21 protein-coding genes are annotated in these 25,239 nt (G+C 49.6%); 3 read left to right on the top strand and 18 right to left on the bottom strand.

What is annotated here, in order from left to right:
- The first annotated feature begins 214 nt into the window (after nt 1-214).
- Nucleotides 215-694, top strand: coding sequence for an S-ribosylhomocysteine lyase (locus DW677_RS08370; RefSeq protein WP_015552261.1), 480 nt, complete (start codon nt 215-217; stop codon nt 692-694).
- A 156-nt stretch (nt 695-850) separates the two neighbouring features.
- On the opposite strand, the gene DW677_RS08365 is transcribed toward DW677_RS08370, so the two are convergent.
- From DW677_RS08365 to DW677_RS08290, 16 genes are all read right to left on the bottom strand, one after another.
- The gene (locus tag DW677_RS08365; protein ID WP_117566887.1) at nt 851-2,743 is read right to left on the bottom strand and encodes an alpha-amylase family glycosyl hydrolase; all 1,893 of its coding nucleotides are present in this window, start codon (nt 2,741-2,743) and stop codon (nt 851-853) included.
- A 191-nt stretch (nt 2,744-2,934) separates the two neighbouring features.
- The gene (locus DW677_RS08360) at nt 2,935-4,788 is read right to left on the bottom strand and encodes an ABC-F family ATP-binding cassette domain-containing protein (protein ID WP_117566886.1); all 1,854 of its coding nucleotides are present in this window, start codon (nt 4,786-4,788) and stop codon (nt 2,935-2,937) included.
- A gap of 177 nt (nt 4,789-4,965) precedes the next feature.
- The gene (locus tag DW677_RS08355; protein WP_117566972.1) at nt 4,966-5,721 is read right to left on the bottom strand and encodes an exodeoxyribonuclease III; all 756 of its coding nucleotides are present in this window, start codon (nt 5,719-5,721) and stop codon (nt 4,966-4,968) included.
- A gap of 218 nt (nt 5,722-5,939) precedes the next feature.
- Complete coding sequence (locus tag DW677_RS08350; RefSeq protein WP_117470513.1) at nt 5,940-6,719, bottom strand: ABC transporter permease; 780 nt, start codon at nt 6,717-6,719, stop codon at nt 5,940-5,942.
- Between the two features lie 43 nt (nt 6,720-6,762).
- Nucleotides 6,763-7,860, bottom strand: coding sequence for an ABC transporter substrate-binding protein (locus tag DW677_RS08345; protein ID WP_117470512.1), 1,098 nt, complete (start codon nt 7,858-7,860; stop codon nt 6,763-6,765).
- A 157-nt stretch (nt 7,861-8,017) separates the two neighbouring features.
- Nucleotides 8,018-8,809 carry a nucleoside phosphorylase gene (locus tag DW677_RS08340; RefSeq protein ID WP_242992135.1) on the bottom strand — a complete coding sequence of 264 codons (792 nt, stop codon included), beginning with the start codon at nt 8,807-8,809 and terminating at the stop codon, nt 8,018-8,020.
- A 70-nt stretch (nt 8,810-8,879) separates the two neighbouring features.
- On the bottom strand, nt 8,880-9,662 hold the full coding sequence (locus DW677_RS08335; protein WP_015552254.1) for an ABC transporter permease: 783 nt from the start codon (nt 9,660-9,662) through the stop codon (nt 8,880-8,882).
- Nucleotides 9,659-10,405 (bottom strand): ABC transporter ATP-binding protein, encoded by a 747-nt coding sequence (locus DW677_RS08330; RefSeq protein WP_015552253.1) that lies wholly within the window; start codon nt 10,403-10,405, stop codon nt 9,659-9,661. Before DW677_RS08330 ends, DW677_RS08335 begins: the two co-directional genes overlap by 4 nt.
- A gap of 17 nt (nt 10,406-10,422) precedes the next feature.
- Nucleotides 10,423-11,160: an IclR family transcriptional regulator gene (locus tag DW677_RS08325; RefSeq protein WP_117566882.1), complete on the bottom strand. Its 738-nt coding sequence runs from the start codon at nt 11,158-11,160 to the stop codon at nt 10,423-10,425.
- A gap of 377 nt (nt 11,161-11,537) precedes the next feature.
- Nucleotides 11,538-12,488: an adenosine deaminase gene (gene add, locus DW677_RS08320; RefSeq protein WP_117503707.1), complete on the bottom strand. Its 951-nt coding sequence runs from the start codon at nt 12,486-12,488 to the stop codon at nt 11,538-11,540.
- 226 nt (nt 12,489-12,714) lie between these two features.
- A complete protein-coding gene (locus tag DW677_RS08315; protein WP_117566881.1) occupies nt 12,715-13,665 on the bottom strand; it encodes an ABC transporter permease in 951 nt (316 codons plus the stop codon).
- 3 nt (nt 13,666-13,668) lie between these two features.
- Nucleotides 13,669-14,715 (bottom strand): ABC transporter permease, encoded by a 1,047-nt coding sequence (locus tag DW677_RS08310; RefSeq protein ID WP_117503706.1) that lies wholly within the window; start codon nt 14,713-14,715, stop codon nt 13,669-13,671.
- Nucleotides 14,708-16,264, bottom strand: coding sequence for an ABC transporter ATP-binding protein (locus tag DW677_RS08305; protein WP_117566970.1), 1,557 nt, complete (start codon nt 16,262-16,264; stop codon nt 14,708-14,710). Before DW677_RS08305 ends, DW677_RS08310 begins: the two co-directional genes overlap by 8 nt.
- Before the next feature lie 396 nt (nt 16,265-16,660).
- Nucleotides 16,661-17,836 carry a BMP family ABC transporter substrate-binding protein gene (locus DW677_RS08300; protein ID WP_021904439.1) on the bottom strand — a complete coding sequence of 392 codons (1,176 nt, stop codon included), beginning with the start codon at nt 17,834-17,836 and terminating at the stop codon, nt 16,661-16,663.
- A 2-nt stretch (nt 17,837-17,838) separates the two neighbouring features.
- The gene (locus DW677_RS08295) at nt 17,839-19,155 is read right to left on the bottom strand and encodes an amidohydrolase (RefSeq protein ID WP_117470504.1); all 1,317 of its coding nucleotides are present in this window, start codon (nt 19,153-19,155) and stop codon (nt 17,839-17,841) included.
- Nucleotides 19,156-19,791: 636 nt separating this feature from the next.
- Nucleotides 19,792-20,346: a biotin transporter BioY gene (locus tag DW677_RS08290; RefSeq protein ID WP_021905875.1), complete on the bottom strand. Its 555-nt coding sequence runs from the start codon at nt 20,344-20,346 to the stop codon at nt 19,792-19,794.
- A 374-nt stretch (nt 20,347-20,720) separates the two neighbouring features.
- Between DW677_RS08290 and DW677_RS08285 the strand changes: the two genes are divergently transcribed.
- Both DW677_RS08285 and DW677_RS08280 read left to right on the top strand, forming a co-directional pair.
- A complete protein-coding gene (locus tag DW677_RS08285) occupies nt 20,721-21,278 on the top strand; it encodes a DUF1003 domain-containing protein (protein WP_117485622.1) in 558 nt (185 codons plus the stop codon).
- A 129-nt stretch (nt 21,279-21,407) separates the two neighbouring features.
- Nucleotides 21,408-22,766 carry an MATE family efflux transporter gene (locus tag DW677_RS08280; protein ID WP_117566879.1) on the top strand — a complete coding sequence of 453 codons (1,359 nt, stop codon included), beginning with the start codon at nt 21,408-21,410 and terminating at the stop codon, nt 22,764-22,766.
- 155 nt (nt 22,767-22,921) lie between these two features.
- Here the strand turns inward: DW677_RS08280 and DW677_RS08275 are convergent, their stop codons facing one another.
- Nucleotides 22,922-24,559: an ATP-binding cassette domain-containing protein gene (locus DW677_RS08275; RefSeq protein ID WP_117470501.1), complete on the bottom strand. Its 1,638-nt coding sequence runs from the start codon at nt 24,557-24,559 to the stop codon at nt 22,922-22,924.
- 309 nt (nt 24,560-24,868) lie between these two features.
- A complete protein-coding gene (locus DW677_RS08270) occupies nt 24,869-25,081 on the bottom strand; it encodes a cold-shock protein (RefSeq protein WP_015552243.1) in 213 nt (70 codons plus the stop codon).
- Nucleotides 25,082-25,239: the final 158 nt, after the last annotated feature.

Genomic DNA, 25,239 nt, shown 5'->3' with positions numbered 1-25,239 from the left:
ACAAGAATAAATTGACAATTGAAGGGGCAGAACTGCTGAACAGGTACTGACAATTTACAAATTTCATCTTGTAACCACACGGTATCCCCTTTATAATAAAAGTTGATACAGTCAGACGGCATCTGCCTCTGTATTGTACAGAATTTTCAGTTCGGAAAATTCCAACCTGTGTCCAACAACAAACAGCAAAACTCACGAAAGGGTGTATCTGATTATGGAAAAGATCACAAGCTTCACTGTCAATCATCTGAAACTGATTCCCGGTGTTTATGTTTCCCGAAGGGACATTGCCGGAGACAGCCATGTTACGACCTTCGATATCCGTATGACCCGTCCGAACTTTGAGCCGGTTATGAACACTGCCGAGGTCCATACGATCGAACATCTCGGCGCAACCTTCTTAAGAAATCATCGTCTTTACAAAGATAAAGTTCTCTACTTCGGTCCGATGGGATGTCGCACCGGATTCTACCTGCTTCTCTCCGGCGATTATGAGTCTGCGGACATCATCCCGCTGCTTCAGGAGATGTTCCTCTTTATCCGCGATTACGAAGGTGAAGTTCCGGGTGCCGCTGCCCGCGACTGCGGAAACTACCTTGACATGAACCTCCCGATGGCAAAATATCTTGCCGGAAAGTTCTATGATGAGGTACTTGAGGATATCCGCGAGGAACAGCTTGTTTATCCGGAATAATCAACACCGGGCGCAGATTCCGACAAGCGCAGATTCTGGCAGACACTGATCCCGACAGGAACAAAACAAATATGTGTAATTTTCTTATATCATGCAAAATCCCCATCCTTCAGGCCGATGTCTCTATCTTCTGACCTGTGATGGGGATTTTTTCAGCTATTTTTCCGAAAAGCTCTCAAGAATCACGATCCCGCGCGGCGGTACCGCCAGCATCATCTGGTTTTTCGGAACTTTACCGGTTCCATCCGTTGGAAGGTCGGCCGCATCCGGGGCGCCCGTATTGCAGATCACACGCCACTTTGCTCCCTTCGGGAGATGCGGAAGTCCAAACATATGCGGCTCCCAGTGCATGTTATAGGCTACATAGAAGTTCGCGTCATCACTCCCGTCCGGGCGTTTCGCGTAGGCACCCCAGTAGAGGATCCCGAACTGGCGGCGGAAATTTTCAAACTCCGGCTTCCAGGCGTTTTCCCCGTGATAGGACACATCCGGTCGTCCACAGGACTTATAATCCATGATCCGCGGTTCCCGGTCCATATGGAACATCTTGTGGGCTTTCCGGAAGGCAATGAGGCGTTTCACAAAGTCTACCTGATCCTTGTGGGTCTCCAGAAGCTTCCAGTTTAACCAGGAGACCGCATTGTCCTGACAGTAGGCGTTGTTGTTTCCGTCCTGACTGTTCCCGAACTCGTCGCCCGCCATGAGAAGCGGAACACCCTGACTTAAAAACAGGAGCAGATACGCATTCTTTAAGAGCTGTTTCCTCAGCTCCACGATTTTTTTCTTTCTCGTCGGACCTTCCGCGCCGCAGTTCCAGGAATAGTTGTAGTCGCTTCCGTCCCGGTTCTCCTCGCCGTTTTTTTCGTTGTGCTTCCGGTCATAGGAGACGGTATCCATCAGCGTAAAGCCGTTGGTGTTCGCCATGTAGTCGATCACAGCATACTCCGCCGGGTTTCTGCGGTTCCGGAACTCAAAGGCCGACAACATTCCCTCATCGCCCTTCAGGAACCGGCGCATGTCCTCCATGAACTGCATATTGTATTCCGCGAGATTCTTTTCCTCCACCGATACCGCGCCATCTCCCGGAGTCACATAGCCCTGTTTCGGCCGGCGGTTCATGACCTCATTCCAGTTTTCCGCAAAAAGCTTCGTCCGCTTTAAAAACGGATCCTCCGCTGCCAGAGAAAGATCCGGGAATCCGGTCAGATGGAAACCATCCACATGATACTCTTCCACCCAGTACCGGAGCACGGAAAGGATCTCCCCCGGAAGCTCTTTTCCTGTAAAGTACATCTCCGGGATACACTCGATCCCGGCCTTATGCAATTCTTTGACTAATGTTTTAAACTCACCTTCCGCCGACATTGTCTCACGGGAGGCATACGCCGTCTTCACCGCGTAGAGATAGGACGGACCATATCCCCAGTAATTTAAGTATCCTGTCGGCTCCTGTTTCGCATTATGGAAGCTGCTTCCGGAGGATGACATCATGATCTCATCGAACTCTGTCACCGGCATCAGCTCCACCGCCGTGATCCCGAGCTCTTTTAAATATGGGATTTTCTCCATGACACCGGCATACGTTCCTCGGGCAGATACCCCGGAGGACGCATGCGCCGTAAATCCCCTGACATGGAGTTTGTAGAGGATCGTTTCTGCATAAGGGGTTTCCGGGTTTACATCATCCTCCCAGTCAAACTCCTCCGACAGTATCCTGCCACGCACCGGTTTTCCGGCACGTTTCCGGTCTGCCCATTTCTCCCGGCCTGTGATGACGCGCGCATTAGGATCTGTCACAATTTTTCCATCTATCATGAAATTATATTCAAATGATGCAAAATCTGTCCGATCCAGCGCCAGCTCCCACACATCTCCCATCCGGTATTTCGGATCAAACGAGATCTCCTCGCACGGCGTTTTTTTTCCCGGTCTGTATAAGAGCAGACAAACCTCCTTCGCACGCCCCTGCACCAGGATCCGAACTCCATCTGCCTCCTGCGTGACACCAAGTGGATACAGGATTCTGTTTCTGTTTCGATATTCTGCCATTCTAAAATCCCCCGTTTTCCCCGACATGTTCTATTTACTGATTTCAGCAACGGTTACCTGCGGTCCTGAGTTTCCGATAATCAACATCAGTAAAAATATATTTTTGAACAACTGCCGCTCTGGCCTTTTCCTGCTGCTAGGTCTCGCATAACTGGCACAACAAATACACAAGTCCGCTGACAGTTATCATATTACCTGTTCTTCTGCGCCTCGATCTGCTCCGCCAGATCGTTTAAGTAGACCCAACGATCCATCTTTTCTTCGAGTTGCGCTTCCTTCTCTTCTTTTTCTTTCATAAGCTCATTGAGCTTTGTAAAGTTCGTCGCAGAGGCCTCGATCTCCTTCTCAAGGTTATCTACTGCCTCTTCCAGAGCGGCGATGTCATCTTCGATGGTATCCCACTCTCTCTGCTCTTTGTAGCTGAATTTCAGTTTTTTCTCCCTTGGCTTCGCGTTCCCGCGGGATGCGCTGTCTGTCTCAGCCGCGTCATTTCCCTTATCCGCAGACTTCTTCGCTGCCGCCGGATTCTCCGCCGCGCTCTCCGCAAGCTTCGCTTCCCGCTCCGCCTTCGCCGCCTGATAGTCCGTAAATCCGCCCTCGTACTGCTGAAGCTTTCCATCTCCCTCGAAGGCAAAAATCCTGCCGACCACGCGGTCAAGGAAATACCGGTCATGGGATACCGTGATGACGATCCCCTGAAAGCTGTCAAGATAGTCTTCCAGGATCATCAGCGTCTGGATATCAAGGTCATTCGTCGGCTCGTCCAGAATCAGGACATTCGGTGCACTCATGAGGATCTTTAAAAGATAAAGACGTCTTCTCTCGCCGCCGGACAGCTTCTCGATCACGGTGTACTGGACAGACGGCGGGAATAAAAACCGCTCCAGCATCTGGGACGCGCTGATGCTGCCGTCCTTTGTCTTTACATACTCCGCAACATTCTTAATATAGTCGATGACCTTGAGGCTCGTGTCCATGTCCTCATTCTCCTGGGAGAAATAGCCGAGCTTTACAGTCTGTCCGATCTCAATTGTTCCGGAATCCGGTTTGACCCAGCCGGCGATCATCTTCATCAACGTCGATTTTCCGCTTCCGTTGGGACCAATATAGCCGATGCGGTCATCCTTTAAGAAAAAGTAGGTGTAATCCTTTACAAGGACCTTGTCCCCGTAAGATTTGCAGAGATCCGAGATCTCGATGGTGGTACGGCCGAGGCGGCTGGAGATGGACTCCATCTCGACTTTTCCGTCCTCCACCGGTCCCTTTTTATCCCGCAGTGTCTCAAACCGCTGAATTCTGCCTTTCTGCTTTGTAGAGCGGGCACGGGCGCCTCTCTGCATCCATGCGAGTTCTGTCCGCAGGATCGACTGACGTTTGCGCTCAGAGGCCTTTTCCATATCCATGCGCTCTGCCTTCAGCTCCAGAAAACCTTCATAGTTTGCCTGATAGCTGTAAAGCTTTCCGTTGTCCAGCTCCACGATCCGGTTCGTCACGCTGTCAAGGAAATACCGGTCATGGGTGATCATAAGGAGTGCACCCTTGAATTTCTTTAAATAATCTTCCAGCCAGTCCGCCATCTCACTGTCCAGATGGTTTGTCGGCTCGTCTAAGATCAGAAGCTCCGCCGTCGATAGAAGTACAGACGCCAGCGCCGCGCGCTTCTTCTGTCCGCCGGATAAATGCTCCACCTTCTCGTTGAAATCCGGGATTCCGAGACGGTTTAACATGGATTTCGCCTGACTTTCGATATCCCAGACGTGTTCATGTCCCTCATTTTCCCTTAAAACGCTCTCCAGCACCGTCTCGCCCGGATGGAATACCGGGTTCTGAGGGAGATATCGGATATCCAGATTCCGTCCACGGACGATCCGGCCGGAGTCCGGCTCCTCAAGTCCCACCACAAGCTTCAACAGGGTCGATTTCCCTGTTCCGTTGATTCCGATGAGACCGATTTTGTCACCTTCGTTGATGGAAAAGTCGGTGTCATCAAAGAGCAGCCGCTCCGTATATGATTTTGTCAGATGTTCTGCCGTCACTAAATTCATGTTATGTCAACCCACTATCACTTTCTCAATCAAAACTTTTTACCTTCATTTACGTTTTTCAATATCTGCACAAAATTCTTTAATCTGTAAATTGCGTATTCTTTCGCAGATACTTGTACACAGCTTTTATCGCTACATACCGCTATACCTTGAGTCAGGTACTGTACCAAATCTATTCTATTGAATATCCAGCTCCACCGGACAATGATCGCTTCCCATCACTTCCGTATGGATCTTCGCGTCCACAAGCCTGTCCTTCAGACTTTCTGAGACACAGAAGTAGTCGATCCGCCACCCCGCGTTCTTCGCTCTTGCCGAGAACCGGTAAGACCACCAGGAGTAGATCCCTTCCTGATCCGGGTAAAAATATCGGAACGTATCAACAAATCCTGCCTCTAAAAGCTCCGTAAATTTCGCTCTTTCCTCATCAGAGAAACCTGCATTCTTCCGGTTCGTCCTCGGATTCTTCAAGTCGATCTCCTGATGTGCCACGTTCAGATCACCGCAGAAAATTACCGGTTTCTTCGTCTCCAGTTCCTTTAAGTACGCCCGGAATGCGTCCTCCCACTTCATCCGGTAATCGAGGCGCTTTAAGCCGTCCTGGGAATTTGGGGTATAGCAGGTGACCACATAGTATTCCGGAAATTCTGCCGTGATCACCCGGCCCTCATGATCATGTTCCTCGATCCCAAGACCGTAGGTCACTGAAACAGGTTCTTCCTTCGTAAACATCGCCGTTCCGGAATATCCCTTTTTCTCCGCGTAATTCCAGTACTGGTGATACCCCGGAAGCTCCAGATCCACCTGTCCTTCCTGCAACTTGCTCTCCTGGATGCAGAAAATATCCGCTTCCGTCTCCTTCAAATATTCTAAAAATCCCTTCCCCAGGCAGGCACGAAGCCCGTTTACATTCCAGGAAATCATTTTTTTCATAGACAACTTCTCCGTTTCTATCGCACTTTTTCGGCCACCGGACTGCTCCGGATTTTCTTCGATAAATGCCGGAACATTCAGAAAATGTGTGGCCCGCATATAGGTTCAGTATAACATTATTCCTAATGTTTTACCATCGAAAAAATAATCCCACATTCCTGTTACATAAAAAAACAGGTCCCCACACAGCATACCGCCATATGAGGACCTGTCTATTTTCAGCCTACCACACTCTTATCGATCACTTTCCAGTAAAGCGCCTTCTTCTCGATCAGCTCCGAGATCAGGTAAAGCGCCAGACCGATCACACTTAAAAGAATGACCGCATTCAGGATCATCTTGATATCGTATGTCTCACTGCCCAGCGTAAGCAGATATCCAAGACCTGCTTTCGCTCCGATCATCTCACCGATGACCGCGCCTGTCATCGCCTGCGTTAAGGCAAGCTTAATTCCGGATAACATCATCTCGATCGAATACGGAACTTCGATCTTACAGAAGGTCTGCCATTTGCTGGCCTTTAACACCTTCATCAGATTGTATACATTATCCTCTATGGAGCGGATCGCCGATACCTCATTGATCATGATCGGGAACGATACGACCAGAATAACTAACGCCGCCTTGGATTCGATTCCGAGTCCCATCCAGAGGATGAAAAGCGGTGCCAGAGAGATCTTCGGGGCTGTCTGGATAATGATGACGAACGGCATGATCAGACGCTCAATAAAGCGGATCTTCGCCATAATATAGCCGAGGACCAGTCCGATCACGATACCGATCACCGTTCCCACCAGGATCTCTTCCATTGTGACGCGGATATGTTTCATCACATCACCGCTCACAAACAGCTTTACCATCGAGTTCGCCAGCTCTGCCGGACCGGGAAGCAGGTAGTTCGGTACATGAAAGATCCGGATATACAGTTCCCACACGATCAGAAACAGCGGCAGAAACAGTGCCGGAAGAATGGTTTTTCTATATTTTCTGTAAAACATCTCTCACCTCATAGCTCTTCCCGTCCGAAGCGGGGAAAATTCTTTATTTTGCCGGTGTGTAAAGGAGTTCAGATGCATCGAAGGTCTCGTCGATATTGCCGATCTCCTTGGACTCATCGATCAGTGCCTGCCACTTCTCCGGGTTTGACGCGCCGATTCCGTTTTCCTTCGTGTAATCGCTCTGCCATAAGGTCTTTACGAATACATCGTTTAAGATCTGGACAACAACATCTCTCTTCTCAGCGAAGGTCGGTGCATATTTCTCGATGGACATATCAACAGCTTCCTCAACGTGACCGTCGATGATGTACTCGATCGCTTTGTTTAACGCGCGGCAGAATCCGTCAACAGTCTCCGGATCCTCTGCTACTAACTTGTCGCCTGCAACTAATACGTTGCCGAAGGACGGAAGGAACTGGTCGCATGTGATCTCGCTTGCCGCGTAACCGGAGTTGTTTAACTCGATGGTTCTGAGTTTGGAGAACACGATCGCGTCAACCTGACCCTCTGTGAGTGCTGTCAGAATTGCGCCTGTACCAACGATCTCAACCTGTACATCGTCGATTGTAAGGCCTGCAGACTCCATAGCTGCCTGGAGCTGGAAGTAGTTTGCGCTTCCAAGGCTTGTAACTGCTACTTTTTTACCCTTTAAGTCAGCCGGTGTGCTGATTCCGGAATCGCTTCCGAAGATGATCGCGCCGAGGCCTTCCTGATAGGTTGTATGAACAACTTTAACCGGGATACCCTGTGCCTTTGCCGCTACAACTGCATCTGCGTTCGGGAAACCGAACTCAACATTTCCTGCTGCAACGTTCTTTACGATATCGGCTGCTGCTGCATAATAGAATTCAACATTCAGTCCCTCTTCCGCAAAATATCCGTTCTCCTGCGCAAGGTATAACGGTGCGTAATACGGAACTGCGGAACCATCGATCTGAATGGAAACCGTCTTTAAATCGCCTGTGTCCTTTGCTTCTGCCGCCGTTGTCTCCTCAGCCTTTGTCTCCTCTGCGGCTGTCGTTGCCTCTGCGGTCGTTGCTGCTGCTTCGCTTGCTTTGCTTGCGCTCTCAGAGCTGCATCCTGCGAGCATGGACACTGCCATTGCCGCTGTCAGTACGGTTGCAAGAATTTTTTTCTTCATGATACTCTCCTTCTCCTTTTTATAAATACATTGGTTCTTTGTCTTACCGGAACTGCATTTCCGGCATCTATAATTTCCCTCGCCATTTTGGGCCGGGTCATTATCTATATTTTATTTGATCGCGGTCAGCGGGCGGGCCCGCAGGCCTTACAATCCGTTACTTTCTGTGCAGATATTCCTTATAAAGCTTTTCTCCCGCGGCAAGAGCCGTTCTGCACATCTCCTTCTGGGCCGGTTCAAAATCCACCAGCCACTGGTCCGTGATCCGGTTGCAGTGTACTGCACAGATACTTCCGGAAAGAACATTGTTTAACGATGCCAGCGTAAAGATCGTCTCCGCCTCCATCTCCATGTTCAGAATGTTCCATTTTTCATACTGTTCCAGAACAGCATTTTCATCATATCCTGTCTCAAACGGCATCTGACGTCCCTGTCCGTGATAGAAGGAACCGACCGACATACAGATTCCCATGGAATATTCGTTCTTTCTCTCCTCACACGCGCGCTTTAAGCAATCCAGCACTTCAAATGAGGCTAATGCCGGATACTCAGACGGAGCGTAGAAGCAGGAAGCACCGCCTTTCCGGACAGCACCCGTGTTCAAGACCATCGCCCCGCACGGTACATCTTCTTTCAGCACGCCGGTCCCGCCGATGCGGATCAGTGCTTTCGCGCCGAGAGCAATCAGCTGGAGCACAGCGATCTCTGTTGACGGACCGCCGATTCCGGTCGAGCACACTGTAACTTTGATTCCGTTGTAATATCCGGTTCCAACCACATATTCCCGGTAGTTGCTGACGATCTTATAATCCTCTAAAAGATCCTCGAACATGGCAACGCGCCCCGGATCACCCGGAAGCAGTACGATCTCTCCGATCTCCTCAGCCGTACACTGGATATGCGGCATTTTTCCATTCATCGTCGGTGATGAAGCCGATGTAAAATTCACACTCAATTCCTCCCAAAATCTTTCTCTCATTCAGCACACCGCGTTTTTATCAGAAGCGGCGGGCTGAGCACTAATTTTTCGATTCGTGCCAGTACAGGAACTTATCCTCCAGCACACTGATCACCTGATACGTCGCGATTCCCAGAATGATCGTGACGATGATGCCCGCGAGCAGCATCGGGGTGTCATAGGTCGATGACGCGTAAGTCAGGATATATCCGAGACCCTGTTTTCCGGACATCCATTCGGCAACGATCGCACCGATGACTGCCTGAACGATACCGACCTTCAGACTTGCAAACAGCGCCGGTAATGAATACTGCATTTCAACCTGTGAAAACACCTGCCATTTTGACGCTTTTAAGATCTTCATCAGGTTTCTGACATCCGGCGGGATCGATTCCAGACCCAGCATCATTCCCGACAATACCGGGAACAGGACCATGGATATGATCAAAACAACCTTTGATACGAGTCCGATTCCGAACCATACGACGAATAACGGGACAAGTGCGATCTTCGGTGCCGTCTGAAGGAAGATCAGGTACGGCATCAGCATCGTTTTTAAGGCATCGATCTTGATAAACACATACCCCAGAACAATTCCTAAAAAGGCGCCGATCACAAATCCGAGAATGACCTCATAAGTCGTCGTCCAGAGATGTGCGTATACAGTTCCTTTTACAAACATTTTGACAAGGCTGCTCCAGACCTTCGGCGGAGACGGCAGGATGTACGCCGGGACATGCTTTACCGCAACGTAGATCCACCAGAGCGCGATAAACACGCCGACGGAAAGCGCGTATTCCCCGATGGTTCTCAGGAGTCCCTGAAGTTTTCCGTTCTTTTTCATCCGATGATCCCCCTCAGATACTTATTGTATTCCGTGAACTTCGGATCATTTCTCGTTGCCTCTCCCCTTGGACGCGGCAGATCGATCTCCACCATCTCCTTGACTCTTCCCGGTCTCGCAGACATGACGAGAACGCGGTCCGACAGGAAGGTGGCTTCCTCGATGCTGTGGGTAACGAAAATAACCGTCTTTTTCGTCTTCTGCCAGATCTTTAAAAGCTCCTCATTTAAGTGGTCACGGGTCAGGGCATCCAAAGCTCCGAAGGGCTCATCCATCAGAAGTAACGGAGCGTCATAGGAAAGCGCCCGGACGATGGACACACGCTGTTTCATACCGCCGGAAAGCTCTCTCGGAAGCGCAGTCTTAAACTCCGAAAGCCCTGCAAGTTCCAGGAGCTCGTCAAGTTTCTCTTCATTCTCTTTCGTCTGCTTTTTCTGGATCACTAACGGAAATTCTGCATTCTGTCTCACATTTTTCCACGGGAGAAGAACGGAATCCTGAAATACAAATCCCATCTGCTGGTCTGCCCCGTCGCGATACTCGATCGTACCGGAGGTCGGTTTATCAAGGTTTCCAATGATCCGCAAAAGTGTCGATTTTCCACAGCCGGACGGGCCGATGATAGAAATAAACTCCCCCGGACGGATCTGGAGGTTGATATCCTTCAGTGCGATCGTATCCTCTTTTAGAAGGTTACTGTACACCTTATTTAAGCCCTTTAACTCTACACTATACTCGCTCATAACAAATCTCCTTTTTTCTATCGGATTGCCTCGGAAATTTCTTTCGCACATTCCTTAAGCTGACAGATCCTCTGGAACATTTTTTCCGTATCCCCATCCTTCATGGACGTAAACGCGATCGCAGCCGCCAGCTCTCCGTTTCTGTCAAATACCGGGCACGCTGCGCCGATGATCCCCATCTGTAATTCCTCGTCAATGACCGCATACCCCTGATTATGAATACGGTCCAGCTCTTCATTCAGCTCCTTCAGATCCGTTTTCGTATTCGGCGTCGTTTTCGTGCGTTTCTCACGATCAAGAATATCCAATGCCTCGCTCCGGTTCATGTAAGCCATAAAAACACGGCCAGCCGACGTGGAATAGAACGGGATCTCATGTCCGATCTTAACCATATACATATTGGAATCGCCGCGTTCGCTGCATGCCACATTCATCACTGCTCCATGCTCCATGATGCAGAGGACCACATTCCGGTCGATCTTTTCCGCCAGTCTCCGCATAGGCATCTGTGCCGCCTGCGTCAGCGCACTTCCCTTTACGACCCCGGTAGCGATTGCGCAGATCTTATATCCAAGACGATATTTTTTCGTATGTTCGTCCTGAACGACAAAATGATTTCCCTTTAAGCTTGAAAGGATCCTGTGAGTGGAGCTTGCCGGGATCCCAAGCTGCTCCGCTAGATCCGTCACCGACATTCCATTCATATTTTGGCTCAGTATTTCCAGGGCATTCAATGCCCGGTCGATCAATTGCATAGTCTCCTCCAATTTCTGTAATGTGCGCAGCCACAGGATCCGTGGCTGGCTTATGTCAATGAGTTATCGTTTCTATGCTATTCCGCGTAGCGGAATACTGTTCCGTTTATCGAAATATTACAATTTCATTTTAGCATTATCCAATCTTCAATGCAAAGCTTTTGCTACATCGAGCCGGAGTTTTGGCATATGCTACAATTCCCCTATTTTTTTTCGTATAATTTCACGGAAACATGTTCCGGTCAGCGGAAAATCAGGTTTTTGTCATTCCGTGGCATGGAAAAAGGAGGCAATACTCTGCCCCCTTACATTCACACGTTTCCTTCTTATGATTCTTTGATGCCGGATTGTTATATGCTTTTCGCTCCGATATCCTGTTATTTTAAAAAACGTGCTTCCCACGCATATTCCTGCATCTTCTCGATCTCCTCGTCGGTGAAACCAAGTTCCTCCTTCAGCACTTCCTTCTCTTTCTGAAGTGTGGTTCTCGAACAGGTGCGGTTGTCGGAATTTACGGTCACATGGACACCTGCCTCAAGAAGCTTGTGGATCGGGTGCATCCTGATCGCCGGAACTACCTTTGTGTGGTAATTGCTGGTAACGCAGACCTCAAGAGTCACATTCTCGTCAATAAGTCTCTTTATCAGCTCCGGATCATTGATGGCCGCAACGCCATGTCCGATCCTCTTTGTTCCGAAGGACAGCGCCGTCTTCATACTGTCCGGACCAGCCGCCTCCCCGGCATGGAGCGTCATCGGAACACCGTACTCACGGGCCTTCGCGAATACCGGGGCGAAATTCTCAGTCGGGAACAGGCCTTCCGCGCCTGCGATGTCCACCGCGCAGACCACATCCCCAAGATATTTCTTCGCAGTTTCTACTGTCTGCATGTTCAGCTCCTCATTGTCCGCTCCACGCATACAGCAGAGAATCAGACCCACACGAATCTGTGGATACATCTTCATGCCGCGTTCTGCTCCGCGGATGGCTGCCTCGACAACCTCATCCTGAGTCAGTCCGTCTTTGATGGAAAACTGCGGCGCAAATCGAAGCTCCGCATACTCCACGCCCTCCTTCGCAAGATCCTCCACCAGTTCAAAGGTCACACGCTCGATGGCATCCGCCTTCTGTAAGACGAGTAACGGAAGATCGAAGCGCTCTAAGTATTCTTCCAGAGTCTTACAGTCCTCCGGTACTTCCATCATATATTTTACTTCCTCCGCACTCTTTGCCGGAAGCTCCACGCCCTGCTCTTTTGCAAGCTCCCAGACGGTCTCCGGGCGGAGCGATCCGTCCAGATGTAAGTGAAGTTCTACGATATGGCTCATATCTGACAATATTCTCCCTTCTAACTATTCAGTGTCTCTATATTGTGTCTTCTATGTTGTGTCTTCGTACAGTCAGCACAATCACTGCACAAATCCTCTAAATTACTACACAGCAGCCCCTATGTCAGGAGCTGCTTGCATCAATTCTTTCCGGCCGCACTCTGCTGCCGTTTTTTATCTCAGTCGAGAAGACTCCCACCTCTTTAGGTGGTGAGTAATAGCAAATTTATTTCCCGGCCGCCGCCTTCATCTGTTTTTTCTTCTTATTGTGCTCCACCATCGCGCAGTAAACCGTATACGCAATAATAATGATCAGATACGGCATCATCTGGATAAACTGCAGCGGGATCGAAGAGTTCTGGAGATAGTTCGCAAGACTCTGGCAGAATCCGAATAACAGAGATGCCAGCATGCCGATCACGGCATTTCCCGCCGCGATGGCCTGGGTTGCCAGAGCGATGTAACCACGCCCCGCTGTCATACCGGAGGAGAAGAGTCCCACATATCCCATGGACAGGAACGCGCCTGCCATGCCTGTCATCATTCCGCTTAAGCAGAGGGCGATGTACTTGATCCTTTTTACCGGAATTCCGACGGATTCCGCCGCATCCGGGGACTCACCAACGGCACGGATATGCATGCCGAGTCTTGTATACTTAAACATGTACCACACAACTGCCACCAGGATCAGCGCCGCGTAGGTCAGGACATGATGTCCGGAGAGCACCGCACCGATCACCGGAATATCCTTGACTACCGGGATCGTCACACTCGGGAGCTTTAAGGACGGCAGGGATGTGGACGCACCCTTTTCGCCTGTGATCAGGTACAGGACAAAGATCGTTCCGCCGGAGGCGAAGGTGTTTAACGCGATACCTGAGATGACCGCGTTGGAGTTTAATTTCAGGATAAAGTAGGCGAGGATGTTGCTGACGATAAAGCCTGCAAGCACCGCGCCCAAAAATCCAACCCATGCGCTCTGGGAAAATGCACTGACGACAACGCCAACAAAGGCGGAGATCAGCATCGTTCCCTCAAGGGCGATGTTGCTGGTTCCGGACCTCGAGGAGATCATAGCCCCCAGTGTCGTTAAAAGCACCGGTGTCGCGCTTCGAAACATTGCGAAATAGAACTCCGGGAGACTCAATGTTTTTAAAATTTCCTGTAAGATTCCCATCTGTTACGCCTCCCCTTTCAGTGCTTTTTTCGCTTCCTCGCGCTGTTTCCAGCCTGCCATGAACCGCTCGGCCGTCACAAACAGGATCAGAACTGCCTGGATAATGGAAACCAGCTCGTTCTGGACGTCAGAACGTCTCGACATTAAGTCGGCACCGACGCGGATATATGCGAGGAAAAATGCCGCGAACGGCACCATCTTCGGATTATTGCCGGACAGGATCGCAATGATAACACCGTCCCACGCATAGGACGGGGAATCCTGCCAGTTGAAACGCTGGTACATTCCCATCTGCTCGACTGCGCCGCCAAGACCCGCAACGGCACCCGCAATGACCTGGGTCATGATGATGACGCGGCTGGTACGGATTCCGGAATACTTCGCGAACTCCGGGTTGCTTCCTGAGATGCGCACCTCATAACCAAACTTCGTCTTGTATACAAGAATATATAACAGGATCACCGCTGCAATGGCGATGAGATATCCCACATGGAAGTTCGTTCCGGAGATCAGCTTTCCGAGAGATGCTGTTGCCTGATATTTCTTCGATGCAAAGGTTCCCGCCTCACGGTCAGCAAGGAACTTTGTCACGTTGTAGATTCCAAGGTAAAAGAACACGTAGTTGAACATTAAGGAAGTTACCAGCTCATTCGTGTGGAAATACACCTTTAAGAGCGCCGGGATACTTCCGATCAGCCCACCCACAGCCGCAGCCGCGATCATGATCACGATCGGGTGTACTGCGAACGGCAGGGATGTCTTGATGGCGAGAGCCGCTGTCACAACAGCGCCCGTGTAGAGACATGCGTCCGCAATCATGGAGAAGTTGCCGGACTTGAATACAAGTCCCAGGGCAAGTCCCGTAAAGATCAACGGTACGCTGCTGGCAAACACTTCAAAAAAGTGACGTTTGGACTGCAGCGGTCCTAAAAACAGGTTATAGATCGCGGTCACCGGCTCCTCACTGACTGCGAAGATCACCGCTACCGACAAGGCGATGGCAATGGCAAACGCGCAGAGAAGTCTTACGATCGTAAATTTTTTATTCACAGTAAGCACCTCCGATCTGCTCCTTGGAATCTTCTTTTACACCCAGCATATAAAGACCGAGCTCATTCTCTGACGTATTTTTCACATCGGAGATATGACCGACGATGCGGCCCTCATGCATGACAAGGATCGTATCACTTAAGGAAAGGATCTCGCTCAGATCCGCAGATACAAGCAGGATCGCTTTCTTTCTGCTTCTCATGTCCACGATCTTCTTACGGATAAACTCGATGGCTCCGACATCGATACCTCTGGTCGGCTGGTTCATGATCAGAAGATCCGGCTCATAATCGAACTCACGTCCCACAACGACCTTCTGGACGTTACCGCCGGAGAGCTCCGCGATGGACTGCTTGGAGTTATCGAATTTTACAAGGAACTCTTTTAAGATCCGGTTCGTAAACTCGCTGATCTTTTTACTGTCCAGGAGTCCGTGGGTCTTTAATTTATCGGTATAGTAGACCTTGGAGATCGCGTTGTCCTCCAGGGAAAGCTTCGGAGCCGTGCCGAATTTCATACGGTCCTCGGAAACATGGGAGATTCCCGCTTCCTGGCGTGCGAGCACCGGGGCGTTGGAGATATCCTTTCCATTCATTGTAATCGTTCCCTGCTGCTGTTTTAAGGTTCCGACAATGGCTTCCACGAGCTCTGACTGACCGTTTCCGTCGATTCCTGCGATTCCTAAGATCTGGCCTTCTTTGATAGAGAAGGAAACATGGTCCAGTCTCGTCTTTCCGAACTGGTCCACGTAGACCATATCTTTCACGGAGAATACGGTCTTTCCCGGCTCCATCTCTTCCTTTTCAATATCCAGGCTGACATCGCGGCCAACCATCAGGCGGGAGATCTCCTGTTCATCAAGATCGGAGATCTCGTATGTTCCCATGGTCTTTCCGTCCCGGAGGATCGTCATACGGTTGCAGAGTGCCTTGACTTCGTTTAATTTGTGGGAGATAAAGATGATCGTGTGGCCGTTTTCTCTTAAAAGCTTTAACTGTTCAAATAATTCTTCTGTTTCCTGTGGTGTCAGCACGGCTGTCGGCTCGTCCAGGATCAGAATATGGGCACCCCGGTAGAGTGCCTTTAAGATCTCAAGCTTCTGACGCATGGCAAGAGAAATGTCCTCGACCTTTTCCTTTGCCTCTACCTTCAGATTATATTTGTCGGAAAGCTCCGCGGTGATTCGCACCGCCTCTTTCCGGTCTACTTTAAATGCAGTTCCTGTCTCCGCGCCGAGAATCAGGTTCTCCGCAACGGTCATGGACGGAACCTGCATGAAATGCTGGTGTACCATGCCGAGTCCGGCCGCGATCGCATCGCTGGATGATGAGAAGTGTACCTCTTTTCCATCCACGAAGATCTGGCCCTCCGTCGGTGCCAGCATGCCAAACAGCATCTTCATTAAGGTGGATTTTCCCGCGCCGTTTTCACCGACGAGGGCATGGATCTCCCCCTTTTTGATCTGCAGATTGACATTATGGTTTGCCACAACGCCGCCCGGATAGACTTTTGTGATGTTCCGGGCCTCTAAAATGATCTCCTGCTCCATTGTTTCCTCCAAGTAAGGCATCTTTGTCTGCCTGTGAAAGTGGTTCCTGTTCGTAACTGCCTGAATCGCAAATATATTGCAAATGCGGACATTGGACTGCGCCCGCATAAATGTAAAAATCTCCTGCGATTCGCGGGTAGATATGGGGCGATGGACGGCCCGTTCCCCAGAGTTTCCGGGGACCAGACGATTCCAACGTATCCTATATCTCTCCGCATGAATACAGGAGACATATACTCGCTGCTCCGACATGCCTCTTCTTGTTTTCATTGGCATGAAAACAAGAAGCTATGGGCGTTGCCCATATACCAGATCGAACGTAAAAAGGCTTATGCAAGCAAGCTTGCAACACCTTTCTACGATCGATCCGGTGCATGTCTCAACTGGAGATGGGGTTTACTGAGCTCCGTTGATGATTCCCTTCAGAGTTGCCTCATCCATACCATAAGCGGAATCAACGGTAACCTCGCCTGCGAGCAGCTTCTCTTTTGCATCCTCAACGGCTTTCTTTGCATCCTCAGATACTGCAGACTGATAAATATCGTTGTCAGCAAGGCCTACAACGCCGTCCTCGATACCAAGGATCTGGTACTCACCATACGGAAGTGTTCCATCAACTGCCTTCTCAACTGCATTGTAGATGCTGTCGCCAACGCCCTTGATCGCGGAAGAGATGATGAAGTTTGCCTCATCCTTGCCCTCGTAAGCAAGCGCCTGGTCGGAGTCAACGCCGATGCAGTACTTCTTGCTTTCTGCTGCTGCCTCGATAACACCTACGGATGCCGGACCTGCTGCTACGAATACAACGTCAGCGCCGTTGGAGTACTGAGTGATCGCAAGCTCTTTTGCTGTTGCGGAGTCAACATAGGAACCAACGTAGGAAACAAGTACCTTCACATCCGGATCTACGAACTGAGCGCCCTCGATAAAGCCTACTGCAGAGTCGTTGATAACGGCTGCTGTATCCTTTGCGCCTACGAAACCGATCACGTTGTCTTCGTTTGCGTATTCCATATCGGACTTTGTCGCACTTGCTGCAAGAACGCCTGCAAGGAATGCGCCCTCGTTCTGCTTGTAGCTCATGGAGTATACGTTGCTTAAGTCACCAAGTGTGTAGTCAACATCTGTATCGAAGATGATGAACTTCTTCTCCGGGAACTCCTGAGCAACCTTCTCTGTGATTTCCTTCATGTCCCAGAGACCTGTGATGATAAGGTCTGCATCGGACTCACAAGCGTCTAACATGGAACCTTCGAACTTTGTCTTGTCGCTGCCCATCTCGACCATGTTTACTTCAACCTTATCGCCAAGCTCAGCCTCAAGCTTTTCCATACCAGCCTGTGCGGAGTCGTTGAATGCCTTATCGCCGAAGGAGCCGGTAACAAGAAGTGTTACTTTTAACTTCTCACCGTTTGTCTCAGCCTTTGCTGCCTCTGCAGTTGTCTCAGCAGCTGCTGCGGTTGTCTCGCCTGCTGCTGCGGTTGTCTCGGTCTTGCTCTCGCTTGCGCATCCAAACAGCATGGAAGCTGCCATCGCCATTGCAAGTGTGCTGCATAAGAATTTCTTTTTCATAATTAGTTGTTCTCCTTTTCGTAAAAAGTTGATTTATTCAAACTATCCAGAGTTTCCAGATAATTTTTCTTGTTCATCACCGGCTTGAACGCCTCTTTGATCTTCCACGCGGACGCACCGCCGTCGGATAAGAGATCTGCCACGGTATCTGCAAAATAATGAGCCGGGACACAGTATGCCTGCTCCGGATCCGCCGTCTTAAAATCTTTTCCGTGGATGCTGCCCTCAAATCCGGCAACACCGATCTCAACGATCGGCCACATAAGGGATAAGTCTCCCATATCTCCGGAAGCGAAGCCGTGGGTTCCCTGGGCGATCATGCTCTCGTCGATATAATCTAAAATGTGTTTCTTCACAAGCTCTGTCAGGTTCTCGTCCTGATGGAGCGGGAAATATCCCGGTGTATCCTGGATCTCAAGATCACAGTTGATCGCAAGTGCTCCGGCGCGGATCGCGCGGGTCACTTTCGCGTTTGTCTCAAAGATCGCCGGAACTGTCTTCGCCCGGACATACATCTCAAGCTGTGTTCTTCCCGGAACCGTATTGACGGATTGACCACCTTCCGGCACATAGAAATGGACGCGGATCGCGTCATCTGCTCGGAAAGTCTCTCTCAGGAAGTTGATCCCTGTCATGGCAAGGTTTACCGCGTTGAGCGCGTTTACGCCGCCTTCCGGGTTCGCTCCTGCGTGGGACGCCTTTCCTGTAAAGATTGCCCGCTTCATGATAAAGCCGTTTAAGCTGGAACCGATCTCCGCATGATACTTTGTCATATCGATCCCCATAGCGTGGCAGGATAACATGATGTCCACATCATCAAAAATGCCTGTGGCGATCATCTCCTGCTTGCCTGACGGGTGGGAGATCTTTCCTTCCTTAATAAGCCCCTTCCGGTAATCCATATCGCAGAACTCCTCCGCCGGCGTCACGAGAAGTGTGACCTTTCCGCAGAGATCCTTTAACATACCGGATTCCCTGATGGCTAAAAATAAGCTCATCATAACGCCCAGCTGACCGTAGTGGCCGCAGGTATGAGCCGCGCAGCTGTCCTCACTGGCGTACGGATGTCCGAAGGTCGGAACCGCGTCGAATTCCGTGATCAGGCCGATATTCGGCCCCGGCTTTCCGGAATCTAAGACTGCCCGGATTCCCGTGTATGCGACATCTTCATGCGGAATCCCCGCCTTGTCGAGTGCCTCGATCGCCTTTTTTCTTGTTCTGAACTCCTTAAATCCGAGCTCCGGATGACAGTAAATATCTTCGCTCATTGCGATGATCTCCGGCAGGATCTGATCTAATGCTTCATGAACTGATTTCATGGTGTTTCCTCCTTCACTATACCTGTGCAGGCCGGATGCAGAGCCCTTCACGACAGTCTGCCTGAAATTCCTTAGAAGTCCCCATTACACAAAAAAGGTCTGCAAATGCAGACTTTTTTACGGGTTACTCAGGCAACTAATGAGTCAGTATAGTGCAGAAAATATCATAACGAGTTTTATGGGCAGATGTCAAGATTTTTCTTTGTTTTTTTGACAGTTTTAGGCTTTTGTTCCGTAGTACAAAATATATATTTGTACTGCTTATAAATAATTTGTTCATATGCTAATAAATGTCAACATACTATGCTTTATCAACATCGGGATTCCATGTAAACACTTATTTGGGTCATTCACCGCATCAGCTATAAGAAGCCAGCATCGTACGTTTTTCAACATAAATAAAAATTCACAGCAAATCATTTTCTATGATCTTCGCTGTGAATCTTTATTTAGGATGTATGATTTTTTATGAAATACCTGATTAATATTTTCCAGCGTAACTGTTCAGTACCTCACAGTTACGCGCAAAAATCCATTCCAAATCGGCTGTGCCGATAGGATTTTTGCCTTCTATTCTAAGTTTTCTTACGGTCAGCGCAGTAAATGCGCAGACCTATTGAACACTTACTTTCCAGCCTACATAAATCTGGAAACCGCCTTGCGGATCTGCGGACCCGCGATGATCGCAATGATGATCTTCGCTGTGTCGCCCGGAAGATACGGGATAACGCCGACGCCGAGAGCTGCCACGAAGCTCATTCCGAGCTGTCCCGCAAGCCATGCGGTTCCGAAGATATAGCAGATCGCCATTCCGATGATCATTCCGACTACATGCATGTAGATCTTTGCCGGAAACTTCTCAACGAAGAAGCCTGCGATCGCTGCCAGAAAGATAAATCCGATCAGGTAGCCGCCGGTCGGTCCGAGAAGCTTACCGACACCGCCACTAAATCCGGAGAATACCGGAAGTCCTACTGTTCCTAAGAGCAGGTATAATACATAGCTCGCTACGGAAAGCTTCATTCCGAGAATATACGCCATAAAGAAGATGACAAGGTTTGTCAGGCTGATCGGTACCGGGCTGATCGGAATCGGAAGTGCCATCGGTGCCAGGATACAGGTAATCGCTGTCATAAGTGCTGTCACCGTCATCTGCGCGGTGGACATGTGTTTTGCTGTTGTCTTTTCCATCTTTGTTTTCCTCCCAACATCCATCATTTCTGCCGCCGGATCTTAAATTCTATCGTTCTTAAATTCTACATTCCGGTACGCATATCACAAAATGGAATTGTTCTGATCGATTCTTTTCCTATCATACGCAGATTCCGTGCATTTGTCAACCCGTTTTTATTATTTGGTTTACATTTTTCCCCTTTTCTTTTTTGCCTATAATCTTCCTGTGTGCCATTTACCCGCCCAGGAAAACGTGCTATACTCTATGTACTTGTCCTCCCACCGCCAACTGGGAGAATTTAGCAGTTACCAGTTATCAGTACAGAGCAGTGTCCGCATGCATCACCGATGCGCTGCACGCGTTTTATATGCCGGACATAAGGAGATTCACTATGAAAATGAAAAGCGGAAACGAACGAAAAAAAATCATCCGGGAACTCCTGAACAGGACTGATCAGGAATTTACAGATGAAGAGCTGATCCATCAGCTGATCATGACAAACATCACAGAAAATTCCAATGAGACAGAAAAGCTGTCCTTCGGCCAGAGAGCATCCGACGCAGTAGCGAAATTTGCCGGAAGCTGGGCATTTATCTTCAGCTTTATCGCTGTCATGGTCGGATGGATGGCTGTCAACGTTATCCTTGGAACGAAGGCCTTTGATGCCTACCCGTTTATCCTTTTAAATCTGGTACTTTCCTGCATTGCTGCCATTCAGGCTCCCCTTATCATGATGAGCCAGAACCGACAGGAGGCAAAGGACAGACAACGCGCGGAAAACGACTTTAAGGTCAATTTAAAGAGTGAACTCATTATCGATGACCTGCACAAAAAAATGGATCTGATCATCGAAAACCAGAAAAAGATCAACCATCGTCTGGATATGCTGGAACAGATCGGCAAGGCTATAGACACGCCAAAAGCCGAATCCTCTATCCACAATGCTTAATACAAAATAAGAATGTGCCTTGGCACATTCGCGCGGTCACTTGCGACAATCTACATCTTCACGCAAGTACACAAATATTCCGCAGTACAGTTTTTCTGTACTGCGGATTTTATACAGGAGAGTTTTATTATGGCTGCAGAAAATGATCTCGGCCGTGACGACATAAAAAAACTCGTCGTCCGGATCGCAATTCCCAGTATGCTGGCACAGTTTGTCAGCGTCCTTTACAGTATCGTAGACCGCATGTATATCGGAAATATCCCCGGCTCCGGCGACATGGCACTGGCGGGGGCCGGTGTCTGCGGTCCGGTAGTCACTATGGTCGGCTCCGTCGCGTTTCTCGTGGGAATCGGCGGTGCCCCGCTTATGAGCATGAAGATGGGACAGGGCGATAAAAAGGCCGCCGAGCGGATCCTCGCCAACTGTTTCCTCATGCTGGCAGTATGTTCCATCCTCATGGTGGCCTGCGTCTACCCGATCCGCATTCCGATGCTGCGGTATTTCGGTGCCAGCGATATCACACTGCCCTACGCAAACGCATATTTTACGATATATCTGACCGGAACTGTATTCGCGCTGATGTCCACAGGTATGAACCAGTTTATCATCTGTCAGGGCTTTGCAAAGACCGGCATGTACTCCGTCATCCTCGGCGCGGTGCTGAACATCATTCTGGATCCAATCTTCATCTTCGGCCTCCACATGGGCGTCTCCGGTGCCGCCGTCGCAACCGTCATCTCCCAGATGGCGAGCTGCGCTTTCGTCCTGAGGACACTGTTCGGGAAAAATATGCCGGTGCGCATCACCTTCGGCGGTTACAGCTGGCGGCTGATCCGCAGAGTGCTCACCATCGGCTTTACCCCATTTATCATCATCGCCATGGATAACGTCATGATCATCACCATGAACGCGATCCTGCAAAAATACGGCGGTGCGGAGCGCGGAGACCTTCTGATCACCTGCGCAACCATTGCCCAGAGTTTCATGCTCGTAGTCACCATGCCTCTCGGCGGTATCACCAGCGGAACTCAGGCTGTTCTTGCCTACAATTTCGGAGCCGGAAAGACCGACCGAGTAATGAGTGCGCAGAAGTACATCTTTATCCTTGCTGCGGCATACACCACTCTGCTCTTCGTCCTTGCGCGTACCATCGGCGTCCTGTTTGTCCGTCTCTTTACAGCAGACCCGGTCGTTGCCGCAGAAGCGCTCCGGGCGATCCGGATCTTCACTCTGGCGATCATCCCGCTGGCATTCCAGTACGAGATCGTCGACGGTTTCACCGGTCTTGGTCAGGTACAGGTTGCCCTGCCGCTTTCCTTCTTTCGAAAAGGCGCATACTTCGTATCCCTGTTCCTGCTTCCCGCGATGTTCGGAGCTGAAGCGGCGTTTTACGCAGAACCGGTATCTGATATCCTTGGACCGATTGCTTCGGCGATCGTGTATCTCACTTCGATGAAGAAGGTTCTGGCGAAAGCCGGGGCTAATTAACCGGTTCCGCCAAAACTAAGTGTAAATACGCAAAAACAGAGCATATATCTTCGCATGCCAATGTTTTACATAGGGTATGGTTGAATATATGCTCTGTTTTTTATGTCTGCAGACAGTTTACACTGCCATTTTCTAGCTCAATTCAGGCGGCAGAATCAGTCATCATTCTCTTCACTCTCAGTGATCGTATAGGTGAATCTCTTTCTCGCCATCTCATCGCTCTCAAGGTACTCGTCGTAGGTCGTGATCTTATCGATCAGCTGGCCGTTGATGATCTCCATGATACGGTTTGCAGTCGTCTCTACGACCTGATGGTCACGGGAGGAGAAGATGATCACGCCCGGGAACTTCTTCATTCCGTTGTTCAGGGCTGTGATGGACTCCATGTCCAGATGGTCAGTCGGCTCATCAAACATCAGTACGTTCGCGCCGGAGATCATCATCTTGGAGAGCATGCAGCGCACCTTCTCACCACCGGAGAGAACTTTTACCTTTTTTACGCCGTCTTCACCGGCAAACAGCATTCTTCCGAGGAATCCGCGGACATATGTGACATCTTTTTCCGGGGAGTACTGGGTCAGCCAGTCTACGATCGTATCATCATTGTTGAACTCTGCGCTGTTATCCTTCGGGAAGTACGCCTGAGTCGTTGTGAGGCCCCATTTGTAGCTTCCGGAATCCGGCTCCATCTCACCGGAGAGGATCTTGAAGAGTGTGGTCTTCGCAAGCTCGTTCGGTCCTACAAGGGCAACCTTGTCCTCTCTTCCCAGGGTAAAGGAAATATTGTCGAGAACCTTTACGCCGTCGATGGTCTTTGTAAGTCCCTCAACGGAGAGAACCTCGTTTCCGATCTCACGGGCCGGACGGAAGTCGATATACGGGTATTTTCTGCTGGACGGGCGGATCTCGTCAAGCTCGATCTTCTCTAACGCACGTTTTCTGGAAGTCGCCTGCTTGGACTTGGAAGCGTTGGCGGAGAATCTCTGGATGAACTCCTGTAACTCTTTGATCTTCTCCTCTTTCTTTCTGTTTGCTTCCTTCATCTGCTTGATCATCAACTGGCTGGACTCGAACCAGAAATCGTAGTTTCCGGCATAGAGCTGGATCTTGCCGTAGTCGATGTCGGCGATCTGTGTGCAGACCTTGTTTAAGAAGTAACGGTCATGGGATACCACGATAACGGTATTCTCGAAGTTGATCAGGAACTCCTCAAGCCATGCGATCGCGTCGAGATCCAGATGGTTCGTCGGCTCATCGAGGAGCAGGATATCCGGGTTTCCGAATAATGCCTGGGCGAGGAGAACTTTAACCTTCTGCGGTCCGAGAAGGTCTTTCATCGTTTTATAGTGGAGGTCTGTCTCGATACCAAGACCGTTTAACAGGTTCTCAGCGTCGGACTCCGCTTCCCATCCGTTCATGGTAGCGAACTCTCCCTCAAGCTCTGCAGCCTTGATTCCATCCTCGTCTGTGAACTCTTCCTTCATGTAGATTGCGTCTTTTTCCTTCATGATGTCATAAAGGCGCTTGTTTCCCATGATAACAGTGTCGAGAACTGTGTACTCGTCGTATTTAAAGTGATCCTGCTGTAAGAAGGAAAGACGCTGACCCGGAGTGATCGCAACTTCACCGTTTGTCGGCTCGAGCTGACCGGATAAGATCTTTAAAAATGTGGACTTTCCGGCACCGTTGGCACCGATCAGACCATAACAGTTTCCTTCTGTGAATTTAATGTTTACGTCTTCAAATAAAGCTTTTTTTCCGACACGGAGTGTCACATTATTTGCACTAATCATTTTCTAAATCTCCTTTTAACTGACAAGGGGTATCTGTGAAATGCGCCTTAGCGCATCCCCCGCGCCGGGCACAAACAGCCTGCCTCGGATCTAAACCCTGGCAGAACTTAAAACGATAACCTTCCGCAAATGTCTCCAGCCTGCCGGTCAGTTATCAAAGTCCTTCTTATTCTATTAAAGAACACAAGTTTTTGCAAGGCTTTTCGCGAAAAAAGCCTGTTTTTCAAGGAAAAATCCTATCCAACAAAAGAACTGCCGCTCCAAGTACAACTCGGAACGGCAGTTCTCTTAGTTTCTCTTCTATTCGAATTAGAGTTTAACTACGTTAACAGCGCGAAGCTTCTTGCTGTTCTTCGGATCCTGCTCTGTGTCGAAAGTAACCTTCTGGCCCTCTTCAAGAGTCTTGAAGCCGTCGCCTACGATTGCGGAAAAGTGTACGAATACGTCGTCGCCGCCATTATCGTTGGAGATGAATCCGTAGCCTTTCTCAGAATTGAACCACTTAACTGTACCGTTGTTCATTTTGGTACCTCCATAAAAAATTGAATTTTTCCGTACTAAGACTATTGGAAATCCCCACACATCGCTGTTGGTCTTTATTTCAAAAAACTCACATGCTTTTGTAATTCATCGTATCGCGCAAATGACTTACAAAAACATGTGAGTTCAATAGTGCATCG

The organism is Clostridium sp. AM25-23AC, assembly GCF_003435125.1.
GTDB lineage: Bacteria > Bacillota > Clostridia > Lachnospirales > Lachnospiraceae > Pilosibacter > Pilosibacter fragilis.
Note: the sequence above shows the minus strand (reverse complement) of the source record. Positions and strands in the feature narration are given on the sequence as shown.

What these genes read in the sequence shown, in the direction of transcription:
- DW677_RS08370 (WP_015552261.1), top strand. Translation starts at nt 215, where the DNA reads ATGGAAAAGATCACAAGCTTCACTGTCAATCATCTGAAACTGATTCCC.
- DW677_RS08365 (WP_117566887.1), bottom strand. Translation starts at nt 2,743, where the DNA reads ATGGCAGAATATCGAAACAGAAACAGAATCCTGTATCCACTTGGTGTC.
- DW677_RS08360 (WP_117566886.1), bottom strand. Translation starts at nt 4,788, where the DNA reads ATGAATTTAGTGACGGCAGAACATCTGACAAAATCATATACGGAGCGG.
- DW677_RS08355 (WP_117566972.1), bottom strand. Translation starts at nt 5,721, where the DNA reads ATGAAAAAAATGATTTCCTGGAATGTAAACGGGCTTCGTGCCTGCCTG.
- DW677_RS08350 (WP_117470513.1), bottom strand. Translation starts at nt 6,719, where the DNA reads ATGTTTTACAGAAAATATAGAAAAACCATTCTTCCGGCACTGTTTCTG.
- DW677_RS08345 (WP_117470512.1), bottom strand. Translation starts at nt 7,860, where the DNA reads ATGAAGAAAAAAATTCTTGCAACCGTACTGACAGCGGCAATGGCAGTG.
- DW677_RS08335 (WP_015552254.1), bottom strand. Translation starts at nt 9,662, where the DNA reads ATGAAAAAGAACGGAAAACTTCAGGGACTCCTGAGAACCATCGGGGAA.
- DW677_RS08330 (WP_015552253.1), bottom strand. Translation starts at nt 10,405, where the DNA reads ATGAGCGAGTATAGTGTAGAGTTAAAGGGCTTAAATAAGGTGTACAGT.
- DW677_RS08325 (WP_117566882.1), bottom strand. Translation starts at nt 11,160, where the DNA reads ATGCAATTGATCGACCGGGCATTGAATGCCCTGGAAATACTGAGCCAA.
- add (WP_117503707.1), bottom strand. Translation starts at nt 12,488, where the DNA reads ATGAGCCATATCGTAGAACTTCACTTACATCTGGACGGATCGCTCCGC.
- DW677_RS08315 (WP_117566881.1), bottom strand. Translation starts at nt 13,665, where the DNA reads ATGGGAATCTTACAGGAAATTTTAAAAACATTGAGTCTCCCGGAGTTC.
- DW677_RS08305 (WP_117566970.1), bottom strand. Translation starts at nt 16,264, where the DNA reads ATGGAGCAGGAGATCATTTTAGAGGCCCGGAACATCACAAAAGTCTAT.
- DW677_RS08300 (WP_021904439.1), bottom strand. Translation starts at nt 17,836, where the DNA reads ATGAAAAAGAAATTCTTATGCAGCACACTTGCAATGGCGATGGCAGCT.
- DW677_RS08295 (WP_117470504.1), bottom strand. Translation starts at nt 19,155, where the DNA reads ATGAAATCAGTTCATGAAGCATTAGATCAGATCCTGCCGGAGATCATC.
- DW677_RS08290 (WP_021905875.1), bottom strand. Translation starts at nt 20,346, where the DNA reads ATGGAAAAGACAACAGCAAAACACATGTCCACCGCGCAGATGACGGTG.
- DW677_RS08285 (WP_117485622.1), top strand. Translation starts at nt 20,721, where the DNA reads ATGAAAATGAAAAGCGGAAACGAACGAAAAAAAATCATCCGGGAACTC.
- DW677_RS08280 (WP_117566879.1), top strand. Translation starts at nt 21,408, where the DNA reads ATGGCTGCAGAAAATGATCTCGGCCGTGACGACATAAAAAAACTCGTC.
- DW677_RS08275 (WP_117470501.1), bottom strand. Translation starts at nt 24,559, where the DNA reads ATGATTAGTGCAAATAATGTGACACTCCGTGTCGGAAAAAAAGCTTTA.
- DW677_RS08270 (WP_015552243.1), bottom strand. Translation starts at nt 25,081, where the DNA reads ATGAACAACGGTACAGTTAAGTGGTTCAATTCTGAGAAAGGCTACGGA.